Genomic DNA, 12,984 nt, shown 5'->3' with positions numbered 1-12,984 from the left:
CCGGCTGGTTATTGATGATATGGTCGGCGGCGAGGACCAGCATCAGCGGGTCGTCACCGTGACGGGTGGCCTGAAGGGCCGCCAGAGCAATGGCCGGGGCGGTGTTGCGCCCGACCGGCTCGAGAATAATGTTGTTGGACAGCCTGTTGAGCTGGCGCAGCTGTTCGGCCACCAGGAAGCGGTGCTCTTCGTTACAGATGACCATCGGTTCATGGATTTCAAGGCCCGAGAGTCGGGTGATGGTTTCCTGCAGCATGGAGTTCTGCCCGTACAGCCGGAGGAACTGTTTCGGATAAAGCTCGCGAGACATCGGCCAGAGACGACTGCCGGTACCGCCAGCCATGATCACAGGAAGCAACATATTAAGATCCTTTAATTAAAACCCTGTTATAAAACACCCAGATATATTTTGAGGCCAGAAGTAGCTTATTATAGGTATACAAAAGTATAAATATGGCAAATTCTTAAAAGATAAGAATTTGCTTTATTAGAGCTGGATAAATGACGAAGACGTGCAAAAAAGATAACTTTGATCAGATTATTGTAGAATAACTACCAATAGCTAACAGTCAGGCCAATTGGCCTGACTGTGGTATATAAAGATTATTCCAACCACTCGGTATGGAATACACCTTCTTTATCAGTGCGCTTATAGGTGTGCGCACCAAAGTAATCACGCTGAGCCTGAATCAGGTTAGCGGGCAGAACTGCGGAACGATAACTATCGTAGTAAGCTATTGCGGCAGAGAACGTCGGTACCGGAATACCATTCTGTACGGCATACGCCACGACATCACGCAGCGCCTGCTGATAGTCATCAGCGATCTGTTTGAAGTACGGTGCCAGCAGGAGGTTAGCAATGCCAGCGTTTTGCGCATAAGCATCGGTGATCTTTTGCAGGAACTGCGCACGAATGATGCAGCCAGCGCGGAAAATCTTAGCGATCTCGCCGTAGTTCAGATCCCAGTTGTACTCGTCAGAAGCAGCTCGCAGCTGGGAGAAGCCCTGAGCATAGGAAACGATTTTACCGAGGTACAACGCGCGACGAACTTTTTCGATGAATTCCGCTTTATCGCCGGCCGGTTGAGCCTGCGGACCACTCAGCACTTTCGAAGCAGCTACACGCTGGTCTTTAAGCGAAGAGATGTAACGAGCAAATACGGACTCGGTGATCAGTGACAGAGGTTCGCCGAGATCCAGTGAGCTCTGGCTGGTCCACTTGCCGGTGCCTTTGTTTGCCGCTTCATCAAGAATGACATCGACGAGGTATTTACCCTCTTCATCCTTCTTGGTGAAGATATCTTTGGTAATGTCGATCAGGTAACTGCTCAGTTCACCTTCGTTCCATTCGGTGAAGGTTTGCGCCAGCTCTTCGTTGGAAAGAGCCAGACCGCCTTTCAACAGCGCATAAGCTTCAGCAATCAGTTGCATGTCACCATACTCGATGCCGTTATGAACCATCTTCACATAATGGCCAGCACCGTCAGCACCGATATAGGTGACACATGGCTCACCGTCTTCTGCAACCGCCGCGATCTGCTTCAGAATTGGAGCAACCAGTTCATAGGCTTCTTTTTGACCACCTGGCATGATGGAAGGCCCTTTCAGAGCCCCCTCTTCACCACCGGAAACACCGGTACCGATAAAGTTAAAACCTTCGGCAGACAGCTCGCGGTTACGACGGATGGTGTCCTGGAAGAAGGTGTTGCCGCCATCAATGATGATGTCGCCTTTATCGAGGTAAGGCTTCAGGGAATCGATGGCGCTGTCAGTACCAGCCCCGGCCTTCACCATCAACAGGATACGACGTGGTGTTTCGAGGGATTCAACAAACTCTTGTACTGTGTAGTAAGGAACCAGTTTCTTGCCTGGGTTTTCGGCAATCACTTCTTCGGTCTTTTCACGGGAGCGGTTGAAAACGGAGACGGTATAACCGCGGCTTTCGATGTTCAGCGCAAGGTTACGCCCCATCACTGCCATACCGACAACCCCGATCTGTTGCTTGGACATTACATACTCCTGTCAGGTGTGGTCACTGCGACACGTTCGCAGCTTTAATGTGATGATAATGTTAGCCCAAAGTACTCATTGCCGGAAGTAGTAAATCAGTATTTAATTAATATATTCTTTAGTAGCTTGTTGCTTTTATTTTTTTGTCTGAAAAATGAAGCCATTTTTCATTAACATAATTATTGATTTCATCTCTAAACCTTTGTTCACTAAAACGCAATGAGTTGGCACGACAAGTTTTTGGTTCGATTTTATTTTGATTTGAAATAAATAAATGAACAGCATTTATAAGAGAATCAACTTTCTGTTCATAAAAGAAAACACCCGTCGGTGACTCTTGTTCTAACCCTTTAATTGTCTCTAATACACCTCCTTTACCAAAAGCAATAACAGGAGTCCCGCAAGCTTGAGCTTCTACAGGTGTGATACCAAAGTCTTCTTCCGCAGCAAATACAAACGCCTTAGCCTTTTTCATATAATCAGTCATTGTTGCATCAGGTTGATAGCCTAAAATCTCGATATTTTTTGTCGCCTTTTGTTTTATCTTTGACATTTCACTACCATCACCTATAACAACTAGCTTTTTATCCGGCATTTGACTAAATGCCTCAACAATAAGATCCATTTTTTTATATGGAACTAAGCGTGAGGCAGTGAAAAAATAATCATCTTTTTGCTCACAAATATTGAATCTATCAACATTAACAGGAGGATATATAACATCTGCATCCCGACCATAGACTTTCTTTATTCTACGCGAAATAAATTTAGAGTTAGCTATAAAATGATCTACTCCATTTGCTGTTCTGTAATCCCACATTCTAATTTTATGTAATAACCATTTTGTTATTAGCCCCTTAATTCCTTTATCTAGCTTAGCCTCACGTAGGTATTGGTGTTGTAGGTCCCATGCATAACGAATTGGCGAATGTACATAACTAATATGTAGTTGATCAGGTCCAGTTAATATTCCTTTCGCAACAGCATGACTACTAGACAAAATAACGTTATGCTTTGAAACGTCTAGTTGCTCAATTGCTAGAGGCATTAGGGGTAAATATTTTTGATATTTACTTTTTGCAAAAGGTAGTCTTTGTATGAAGGTTGTTGTTGCTGACTTCCCCAAAAACAAGTCTCTATCTGATTGGGATAGAAAATCCACGACAGAATACAATTCTGAATCAGGGAATATATTTATGAATTCTTTAATTACCTTTTCAGAACCAGCAAAAGTTACAAGCCAGTCAGCAACCAATCCAACATTCATTTGATTTCGCATACTTACCTTCTTTATTAAATTAAGACCAAAATCATCATATCGTAATTAGAAATAAAACCCATTGCAACCTAAATTGCAGTAAATATCAAGGGTGATATTCAAGATGAATTTCATAAAAACTGTAGAATACTAGCAAAAATCTAATCACTAAACATTAAAACATTATTTAGCTGTAACTCCATTGATTTTATTATAAAACCATGAAAAATATCTTTCCACAAAGATCATAACTGCAAGTGAGCCAAAGAAAGCTATTAGCAGATTTGGAGTTGAATAAGGGATCCCGATTCTTTTAAATAATTCAGATGTAAATGTCAAAATGAATGGATGAAGTAAATAGACACCTAACGAATACTTTGAACCACACTTTGACAAAAATGTTTCATTTGCTTTTTTTCTTCCTATGCCAAATAACAACAAACCAATTGCAACGATTACAGCACCAATTGGAAGTTGTCTTTCATGAATTTCGGAACCGAAAAAATAATACATCAATAATGATTCTGCTAAAACAGAAACTATTCCAAAAATTATGATATATAAAAGGAAGGTTTGGTTAAAATGAAACCTATCTTTGTTAACGGAATATAAATACCCTAAGTATACCAATGAAGCACCCATTAGTAATCTGAATAAATAAAATTCTTGATGCCCTATACCACAAGATCGTAATAAATCCGTAATCCAGCATAACAAGATAATTACAAACGAAATGCTCAAAGACTGAGTGATTTTTAGATTGGAGGAAAAATAGTTAACAAAAAGAAAAGCAACGATTAAAGAAATTAAAAACCACAAATGAAAGTATACTCCGCCAAAAAAAGTCTGAAGATTTACAATACGTTCAATAAAAGAGTCATGCATAACAATAGATTTAATAAATATAATAGGCAAATAAATAATAGATGACCAGAATAGAATCTGGAGAATCTTATTTACCTTTCTTCCTAGATTAATTTCTCTCGCAAGACCAAGCATAAATCCTGAAGTTAAAAAGAAAAAAGGGAGCGCCCATCGAGTACAATTTTCTAATAACCCTCCAACGAGATAACCAAACTCTGGAAAAGTACCGGAGTGAACGACTACAATACAAAAAGCAGCAATTATTTTCAAAGAATCCAGATAATGAAGTCTCATAATTCGGCATCCAATTATTTGATAAGCTAAGCTGGTTAATTAGTGTAATTCTCGTAGTTTTCTGTATATATAGCAACATGCGATGCCTAGAGGAGCGGCAAGTTGTGGTGTACCTAAAAAAGGTTGCGGATCACCTAAAGGCATAATTACTGCTCCTAAAACAGCAATTACTCCTCCGATAGAAGGGATTGATTCAGATTTGTGAACAAATATGATACTCCTTTTTAAAATAATAATTATGATAGAAATGCAAATGAGAGAGTTAAATATCCCTGCAGTTGCCCATGCTTCGATAATACTATTATGTGGTGGCCAATCAGGTCTTACACCATATTGAGCCCCCAGAATTCCTATTTTTATTTGCCAACCACCGTAACCTAATCCAATTAATGGATGTTGCCAAAACATATCATATGCGAAGGAAATTAAATTAAAACGGTCCTCTGAAGTTGCAGATGTATCTTTAGCAAAAGTAGATGAGGTTAAAAAATCGTTAATGTAATAAAGTAAAATACACGATATAAATAATAGAATTATAATAATAAACCATCTAAGAGAGCGTTCCTTAGACCCCGGTCTTAAAAAATACAAGGAAAAGGAAAATAGGCTACTAAGCACAAGAATTATTAAAGCAGATTTTGAACCTGAAAAAAACACAGCGCACACATTAATAATTAATAAAGCAATAAAAGGAAAAGACCTAAAAAAAGGCTTCATTAATAAAACTAAACCTACACATACCAAATGCAATGCAGCTCCAGTGTTTGCATTATCAAACACTCCACCGGCTTTATCGACATCCCATACATTTAAAAAGGTATCAAAACCTAAACGATCTGGATTTTTAAAGAAGTTGAGAAAATTAAGGATAAATACAGCTTCGATTTCCGGCCTTAATCTAAATATAACAATCAGTACACCATTAACAGCCGATGCCATTAAAAAAAGTTTAATCAGCTTACCAGCAAGTTCTGTATCTTGTATCTCTTTGAATGCGGCGTATGTGATTAGAAAAATATAACCAAAAACCATTTGGTACTCCCATAAACCAATAACAGGAGACCAAAGAATACTTATAGCGTTAAGAATAAGCGACATACTGAATAATGCAACCAGTGGGTCTTTTAGCTTTAAAACCTTGACAAAAGGTATACACATTGCCATAAATAATGCTGAAATGGGTATATATGAACCAGCTATTCTAAAGAGGTATATTTGATAGCATGATAAAACCATTAAACCAGAAAGCAGAAACATTAGCGATTTCTGACGAGAAAGTATCATAATTAGTAGTCCATCGATTTCAATAAGGTGCAATCATGTTAAATTTTAAAAGTGTCAAAAGTGGATTATTCTTAGTTGCATTTATAACTCCGCAGGTTCTATTTGCTCAAAATATTGCGTTAGGTGTTAATTCACACATTATAAATCAAAACATTGATCAAACAAAAAAATCTATTATTTTAACAAAAGATTTAAAGATGCAATATATTCGCATGGATTTACCCTGGAGACTAGTAGAATCAACAAAAGGCAATTATCAAATACCGAAAGATGTGGATGCTAAAATCAATTTATTGTTACGGAGCAACATACAACCAATAATAATATTAGATTATGGGAATAAATATTACAACAATGGCGATAAACCTATAACGGATGAATCAATTGATGCCTTCGTAAAATATGCTACATACGTCGTAAATTACTATAAAAACAGAATATTTTATTACCAAATATGGAATGAGTGGGATAGTAATCTTGGAAACACAAAACCAGGAAAAGTTGAAGATTATAAAAAACTCGTTAAAGCAACATATACAGCGATAAAGAAAGAAGAGCCTGAAATAAAGGTAATAACATCTTCATTTTCTGCGGCTGCATTTAATAAAACACTTGGTATAGATTCGAGGAACTTTATAAATACTTATTTAACTGATGACATGTCTCATTTTACAGACATTATTGCTATACATCCGTACACAGCATACAGGAAAGGATATTTTTCAAACTATCAAATCTATAAAAAGCAAATTCAGTACACAATGAATTTTATAAGAAAAGGGAGTTTCAAAGATAAGCCTGTCTTTATTACTGAAATTGGGTGGAGTACCAGCAACTCACCTCAGGGTATATCAGAAGAAACTCAAAAGCAATTTATTAATAATGCAATATGCGATGCTAAAAAGGCTGGAATATCAGCAATTATCATATACGAACTCAATGATGCATCAAGTAATATTTATGACACAGAATCAGGATTTGGTTTGGTTAAATACAACGGTTTGAAAAAGCCGGCATATGTTGGGATAAAATCCAATAATTGTTTGTAAGAAATAACGAGCTCCGAAGAAGGAGCTCGATAAAAATTAAAAAAAATCGGAATGTAAATTTAATCTAAATTATATTTTTACTGTTCTATAACATTTAAATATTTTTGAGCGCAAGCATTCCAAGAATGCTTTAACGCAGTTTGCCTTGCATTAGCAGACATCTGCTCATAAAGTTCTTTATTGCTTGAAATAACATTTACTTTTTCAGCAATATCTTTTTCATTTTGAGTAATAAAAAAACCATTAAGGCCATCTTTTAAATATTCAGGAATCCCTCCCACATTTGTCATGAGAACTGGTAACCCACAAGACATACTTTCTAAACCTACTAAAGCCCAAGTTTCATATTTACTGGGTAATACAAACAAATCGCACCTGTGGTAAAGTGTAACCAAGTCCTGACCAAGTATAGTTCCTTTAAATATAACTCGTCCCTGCAAATTGTGTTCATCAATTAATTCTTCATATTTTTTTCGCGAACTTCCAGCCCCACCTACGATATATAACTTGATATATTCAGGAACTAATGAAAGACTCTTTATTATATATTCCAAACCTTTACGTTCAAACTCATGACCAACAAAAATCAAATTGAATTCTTTTTGTTTAAGAAATCTATTTTTGTAAGAAAAAAAATCAGCGTTCACACCATTATTTATATAACACAAATTAGAATTACTAGGGCAATATGCCCTAGCTTCACTTAATGTCTGCTCAGAAACACATATTATTTTTTTATCATAGGCTAAACGCAACAGAAGGTATTCTCTTCCAGCCCTTATAAAAAAAACCGGGTTAAACCAACGCAATAAACGCTTTAAAATTGGCTTATTTTTGTTTTCATAATTGAAAACATTATGTATTACATAAACATCGCCAGCTAGTGATTCAAGATTATGATTAATTGTTATTTTCTTATCTTTTATTTTGGTTAGTTCAAAGTAAGACGTAAACATAAAAACTACTAGTTGTAACAGATGTCTAAGTGTTTTAGTAATTTTATTACCAGCTTTCCAATCCTTTAAGAGTTGCCCCATTGATGTATATTGAAAAGATACATCATGAATATTAGCATCACATATTGTATCAGTAATAATAATTACTTTATATCCACTCAATGCAAAATATTTACTAATTTCAAGAGCTACGCGTCCACCTCCGGTATCAGTTGCATCACGGCAGATTTGTACGATTATCGGTTTTGATTTTAACAAAACTACCTCCATTAATTTGTCTTTTTTAAATGAGTATTAATTAATTCAAACATCTTATCTGTTCGTGATTTATACGTGTATTCGCTTGCTAATTTGTGCAAATGTTGTACAGAGAAACCATCGCCAGCAAGAATTTCTTGAATCTTATTGACAAAGTCCTCTTTTGAGTGTGCAATTTTTAAATAATCGGAAAACTCTTGAATTGAAGCCAAATCGACACTAACCACGTTTTTCCCTGCTGCGAGATACTCAAAGAACTTCATTGGAAACATCGATGCTGTATATTCATTTATGTTATTAGGAAGTAGAGCAATATCCATACCTTTTAGATAATTAGGTAATAACTCGTAAGGCCTTGCACCTAATATATGTATATTTTCTACTTGATTTATCAAACTCGTATTAGTCGAAGGATCTCCTTCGCCTATATCACCAATTAAAGCTATCGATAAATTAGGGCAGGATTTAGCAATATAATTTAATAATTCAAAATCCACCTTATAACTACTGATAGCACCGATAAACCCTAATACAGGCTTACGTAAACATAATATATCATCAGGTACAATTAAATCTTGACTGCAAGCTTTTGAAAAATGTTCGAAATCTGCTACGTTAGAATGATAGTAAACGTTATCACTCCATTTTTTTCTGCTTTCCAATAAAGTAGGAGAGGTGACAAAAGTTAAATCAGAGCTTTTAACTAATATCTCTTCCGCTGTCTCTAGGATTGAGACTGGCATTCCTGGTTGAGCCTTTATTTCATCAACACAATGATAAACTTTGAATTTGAATCTGTTAAGATCTAAAAAATTTGAAGTCAAAGGATTATATGTCCATAAGATGGGTTTTTTGAAACCCAACGTAATGGACCATAATCGTAACATGCCAGAAAGTAGCACTTTATTTAATTTACGAATGATCGCGTATTTATTAAAAGGTATTGATAGCGGCGACCATACCCAAATATTATCTTTTACTTTCTTAGGTGGTTTCAACGCTTTCATCACCCTTCTAAAGATTCGTGTGATGTCTTTTTTATTGACAGATGGTTGCCTAAGCCCTAAGGATTCAATATATAAGACTCTGTGCCCTCGCCGCGCCAATTCGACGGTAACATGTTGTTTATTGGTCCAAAAAGGATTATCCCAATCTGCAGTGGACAGAACAACAATATCGTCACAATTATCCCGATTATTCATTTCCCCCCCCTTTTTTTAGATATAAATACATTCACAAATTTATTTCTAATATCTCTAAAAATCATACACCACACAAAAAAGAACAATAAGTAAACCAATCCATTAAAAGCCAAATCTACTATTACCAGACCTGTCAGACCAGAATTTGAAAAAAAAGAATAAATCAAGATATAATAAACCATCATACCTAATAAAAGTTTAATGAAGGGATAGAATAAAATTTTGTGTATCCCCATAAAATAAGCACTGCTTAAAAGAAGTAATATGCCATACACTGAACAACCTAGTCCTATGCCTAAAGCACCATAAGTCGAATAAGTCAATAAATTAAAAATAGCATTACCAAATAATGCTATTGCCATTGAGAATAATACTTTTTTATTTTTCAATTGCGCGCTTAACGCTTTTAGAAAAATGTAACCAATGACCTGTGCCCAGAGACCAATACACATACCACGCAAATAATCGGAAGTTACCTCTACTGAATGCTGATTAAATGCGCCTCGCTGGAATAATAATTTTATAATATCTTCAGCATAAAAAAATAGAAACCCAGATACAGAAAACCCCAAAACAATTAAAATTGTATATAACTCTTCGAGTTTTCTTTTAACGATATTGGTATCCAAACCAACCCAAGCAGATAAGCCCGCAAAAGCGACAGGAACTGATAAAAAAAACACAACTGTTTCAGTTACAAATTTAGCATAGTCTAATGATGATACCGCCTCTAAACTGACTAATGATGACAATGCTCTTTCTAATGTAATATTCCCCTGTAAAAGAAGAGGCAATAATAATAAGGGTTTTAAAATCGACCAAAAATCGCCTATTACACCTTTAATTTCAACATACTCAAACTTTGCAGGCAGCATTATTATTTTTTTTGAATCTTTTCGAACCAGCGACCACATAAAAAAATAAATATAGCTTCCCGTAAAGCCCCAAGCTAAGAATTCAACCTTTTCAAAATAATATGCTATAAACACACCAATTAGCATGCCTATATTTTGAACTGGATTCCTCATGGACATTGGCTTGAAATCATTATGAGCCATTGAAACATAGTTCATTAATGCCGAGCACAGATAAAATGGACAACATAGTGCCATTATTTTAAGTAAGTTAATCGATATCAGTCTTGTTGATTCGTTTATACCAGGAGCAAGCACATCAACCCAAAATCCAGAAAATAAGTATAAAACAATAAACAAAAATGATGACATAATCACAAACAATAAAAAAATACACCACTTAAATGTTTCAGCTTTGTCAGTATTTTCTAATAAATATTTTTTATATAAAGGAATAAAGGCAGAGTTTAAACTGTCGCTAATCATAAAATTAATTGGTACAAGCGTTCCGGACTGTGCAATCCGATATGCACCATTGATTTCGCCAGTTCCAAAATATTTGGACATCAAAATTTCTCTAAAGAGCCCTAACCCTTTAGACAATACATTTCCGCTAAGAATTTGGCCTATAGCTTTTTTCATTTTTTAGTCATCATTCAATGTTTATCATTAATTATCTGACAATATTTATCCACAGCATATGTTAGTGTATTTGTTTCTTCAATATAAGACTCTTTAATATCAGATTTAGATTTAAACAACGTAATTAGCAAATTGGAAACTTCGCTATAGTTATTAGTGTCAACTTTTTTTAACTTACCAGACTCAGCAAACGTTAAATGTTTAGAAATTATAGCAGGTATACCTACACTCATAGCCTCTAAAACATTTAAAGGTAATCCTTCAACACGTTTAGTTAAAAATAAGAACGCATCTGCACACGAAAGAACTTCGACTAATTCTTTCCGTTCTAGAGCCCCAAGGAATATAACATTTTGCTCAATTCCAAAGTCTCTTGCTAATTTTTCCAAGTTATCTCGTTCGGGCCCATCACCGCAAATGAGGTAATAGGAATTTTCAACTTTATTGTTAAAGGCTTTAAATGCTGATAGGTTATTATCTACTCCTTTCTCTAAATGAAGTCTTGATGCTGAAACAACAATAAAAGCATCTTTATCAATATCTAACTTACTAAGTATTCTCTCTTTTAGAGCCTTGCTGTACTTAAATAAATCAGTGTCAATACCATTTTCAATCTTAATAACTTTATTAGCATTAACAATTCTAGCTGTAGGTGCTTTTTTCATGCTAGTTTCGACAGAATCACCTATCGCAACAATATAATCAAATTTATTATATGCAAAACTATCTTTAAAAAACCATAAAATATTTTTAACCGATGCACACCATTTCTTTAATGAAAATGATTTCATCTTTGAAACAAACTCATCATAAGATGTACCATGTGCTTGCATTATAAATTTTGTATTTTTAAAATTATTTTTATATTTCAAACAAGAAAAACCAGCAGCACTGATACTTATTACAGCATGGATATTCCTTCCCATATTACTACGAAGATATTCGGCTGTTCCAACCCACCATGCTTTATTATATTTCCCTGCTATAGTGTTACTAATTGGAACGACCTTTAAATGCCCATGAATATTATCATATCTTGCCCCCTCAGGTAACACAGTTGTGAGCACTGTAATTTGGTAACCTTTATTTGCCAATGCACAACATAAATCCCAGCATACAACCTCCATCCCCCCTATATTATGCATAGGAAGTGAACGCGTAAGGATAATAATTTCATTTTTCATTGATTAACCTTTCATATTCCTGCTCTAATAAAAAGCTTTGCTTATCAAGATCAAATTTTTCACACATCAAATTTCGAGCATTCTTGCCTAAAGTATTTCTCAAATTTTCATTCTGAATTAAAAATTTAATCCTTTCTCCCAATGCGTTAATATCTTTTTCATCAATAAGGTAACCCGTTACTTCATCTCTAATAGCCTCAGGTATCCCTGCATGATATGTACCTATAACTGGAACTTGGTTAGCAGAGGCTTCCAGAATAACCGTTGGCAGCCCCTCTGAATCACCACTTTTTGCTGTTACACTTGGCACAATTAACATTGAAGAGGTTTTGACAAGATTCATTACTTGTTCGTGCGGTATTTCCCCTAACATCTTGATGTGTCTATCAAGACCAAGACTTTCAATTTTCCCTTTTAATTCGTTAAACAAAGGACCATCACCAACAATATTGACAACAAACCCATCTAAATGATTTTCAATCTTTTTTATCGCATCAATTAGATATGTAGTCCCCTTTTTTTCAACTAATCTAGCTATATGTAATATTGTTCTGTCTTTATTTGAATCAACAAAATTGTGGTCTATTTTTATACCAATGTAATGCTTAATGGTTTTTTCTTCTGGAAAACCATTTGAAATAGCCTTTTCTCTTATGTAATCAGAAACACATAAAAACAGGTCACCATTATTTTTTAATTTCTCTGAATAAAGACTATAATTTATCCAAGACGGAGAACCTGAACGTAAAAAATCCATTCTTTTTGTTGTCACATCAAATCCATGAAGTGTTGTTACTAGTGGTATTTTTAACGTTTTTGCTAGAGGTAATGCATACAACGAATCAATTGCAAAATGCGCATGTATTAAATGCAGCTCTAGGTCTTTAACCAATCTTAAGTATGGATAAGGATCATTAAAGACAACATTCCATATCTCTTTTTCTCTAATACATTTCCCCTTCAGATCCGAAATAACCATATCCATATTATTAGAAGAATTTGTCCCTAATCTTTTTCTACCTAAATAAACAACATTATAATTGACAATTGAATTTGCCTGATTTGTTATAAAAGATTCAGAGTTTTTAAATAGTTGGTTTCTAAAAATCGCAATTTTTTTCATATTTTT

Annotated in this window: 11 protein-coding genes; 1 reads left to right on the top strand and 10 read right to left on the bottom strand. The window is 35.1% G+C overall.

Features of this window, described 5'->3' with window-relative positions; all coding sequences use genetic code 11:
- The 5 genes from ABLV64_RS18580 to ABLV64_RS18560 form a co-directional block, all read right to left on the bottom strand.
- Positions 1–361 (bottom strand): sugar phosphate nucleotidyltransferase (locus ABLV64_RS18580; RefSeq protein ID WP_348843003.1); only part of this gene is annotated, 361 nt, incomplete at its 3' end.
- Positions 362–603: 242 nt separating this feature from the next.
- The gene (gene gndA / locus ABLV64_RS18575) at positions 604–2,010 is read right to left on the bottom strand and encodes an NADP-dependent phosphogluconate dehydrogenase (protein WP_000043543.1); all 1,407 of its coding nucleotides are present in this window, start codon (positions 2,008–2,010) and stop codon (positions 604–606) included.
- Positions 2,011–2,128: 118 nt separating this feature from the next.
- Positions 2,129–3,289, bottom strand: a complete 1,161-nt coding sequence (locus ABLV64_RS18570) for a glycosyltransferase family 4 protein (RefSeq protein ID WP_080828082.1) — start codon at positions 3,287–3,289, stop codon at positions 2,129–2,131.
- Positions 3,290–3,451: 162 nt separating this feature from the next.
- On the bottom strand, positions 3,452–4,426 hold the full coding sequence (locus ABLV64_RS18565) for an acyltransferase family protein (RefSeq protein ID WP_227680679.1): 975 nt from the start codon (positions 4,424–4,426) through the stop codon (positions 3,452–3,454).
- A gap of 39 nt (positions 4,427–4,465) precedes the next feature.
- Positions 4,466–5,683 (bottom strand): O-antigen ligase family protein, encoded by a 1,218-nt coding sequence (locus tag ABLV64_RS18560; protein ID WP_177343900.1) that lies wholly within the window; start codon positions 5,681–5,683, stop codon positions 4,466–4,468.
- A gap of 62 nt (positions 5,684–5,745) precedes the next feature.
- Here ABLV64_RS18560 and ABLV64_RS18555 point away from each other — a divergent pair, with 62 nt between their 5' ends.
- Complete coding sequence (locus tag ABLV64_RS18555; protein WP_348843005.1) at positions 5,746–6,759, top strand: hypothetical protein; 1,014 nt, start codon at positions 5,746–5,748, stop codon at positions 6,757–6,759.
- A 77-nt stretch (positions 6,760–6,836) separates the two neighbouring features.
- Here ABLV64_RS18555 and ABLV64_RS18550 read toward each other — a convergent pair whose 3' ends face one another.
- Genes ABLV64_RS18550 through ABLV64_RS18530 form a run of 5 tightly spaced genes read right to left on the bottom strand, consistent with a single transcriptional unit; the run spans position 6,837 to position 12,978 of the window.
- Positions 6,837–7,973 carry a glycosyltransferase family 4 protein gene (locus tag ABLV64_RS18550; RefSeq protein WP_157846416.1) on the bottom strand — a complete coding sequence of 379 codons (1,137 nt, stop codon included), beginning with the start codon at positions 7,971–7,973 and terminating at the stop codon, positions 6,837–6,839.
- Positions 7,974–7,984: 11 nt separating this feature from the next.
- Positions 7,985–9,175 (bottom strand): glycosyltransferase, encoded by a 1,191-nt coding sequence (locus ABLV64_RS18545; protein WP_049110280.1) that lies wholly within the window; start codon positions 9,173–9,175, stop codon positions 7,985–7,987.
- The gene (locus tag ABLV64_RS18540; protein WP_227680678.1) at positions 9,172–10,671 is read right to left on the bottom strand and encodes a lipid II flippase MurJ; all 1,500 of its coding nucleotides are present in this window, start codon (positions 10,669–10,671) and stop codon (positions 9,172–9,174) included. The genes ABLV64_RS18545 and ABLV64_RS18540 overlap by 4 nt, the downstream gene beginning before the upstream one ends.
- A 14-nt stretch (positions 10,672–10,685) precedes the next feature.
- Entirely contained in the window at positions 10,686–11,855 is a 1,170-nt protein-coding gene (locus ABLV64_RS18535; protein ID WP_080828075.1) for a glycosyltransferase family 4 protein, read from the bottom strand.
- Complete coding sequence (locus ABLV64_RS18530; RefSeq protein WP_065878387.1) at positions 11,845–12,978, bottom strand: glycosyltransferase; 1,134 nt, start codon at positions 12,976–12,978, stop codon at positions 11,845–11,847. The genes ABLV64_RS18535 and ABLV64_RS18530 overlap by 11 nt, the downstream gene beginning before the upstream one ends.
- Positions 12,979–12,984 lie beyond the last annotated feature (6 nt).

Origin of the sequence: Klebsiella sp. JB_Kp031 (assembly GCF_040064295.1) — a bacterium.
Lineage (GTDB): Bacteria > Pseudomonadota > Gammaproteobacteria > Enterobacterales > Enterobacteriaceae > Klebsiella > Klebsiella quasipneumoniae.
Note: the sequence above shows the minus strand (reverse complement) of the source record. Positions and strands in the feature narration are given on the sequence as shown.

Excerpts from the sequence above, each read along its gene's own strand:
- gndA (WP_000043543.1), bottom strand. The coding sequence starts at position 2,010 with ATGTCCAAGCAACAGATCGGGGTTGTCGGTATGGCAGTGATGGGGCGT.
- ABLV64_RS18570 (WP_080828082.1), bottom strand. The coding sequence starts at position 3,289 with ATGCGAAATCAAATGAATGTTGGATTGGTTGCTGACTGGCTTGTAACT.
- ABLV64_RS18565 (WP_227680679.1), bottom strand. The coding sequence starts at position 4,426 with ATGAGACTTCATTATCTGGATTCTTTGAAAATAATTGCTGCTTTTTGT.
- ABLV64_RS18560 (WP_177343900.1), bottom strand. The coding sequence starts at position 5,683 with ATGTTTCTGCTTTCTGGTTTAATGGTTTTATCATGCTATCAAATATAC.
- ABLV64_RS18555 (WP_348843005.1), top strand. The coding sequence starts at position 5,746 with ATGTTAAATTTTAAAAGTGTCAAAAGTGGATTATTCTTAGTTGCATTT.
- ABLV64_RS18545 (WP_049110280.1), bottom strand. The coding sequence starts at position 9,175 with ATGAATAATCGGGATAATTGTGACGATATTGTTGTTCTGTCCACTGCA.
- ABLV64_RS18540 (WP_227680678.1), bottom strand. The coding sequence starts at position 10,671 with ATGAAAAAAGCTATAGGCCAAATTCTTAGCGGAAATGTATTGTCTAAA.
- ABLV64_RS18535 (WP_080828075.1), bottom strand. The coding sequence starts at position 11,855 with ATGAAAAATGAAATTATTATCCTTACGCGTTCACTTCCTATGCATAAT.
- ABLV64_RS18530 (WP_065878387.1), bottom strand. The coding sequence starts at position 12,978 with ATGAAAAAAATTGCGATTTTTAGAAACCAACTATTTAAAAACTCTGAA.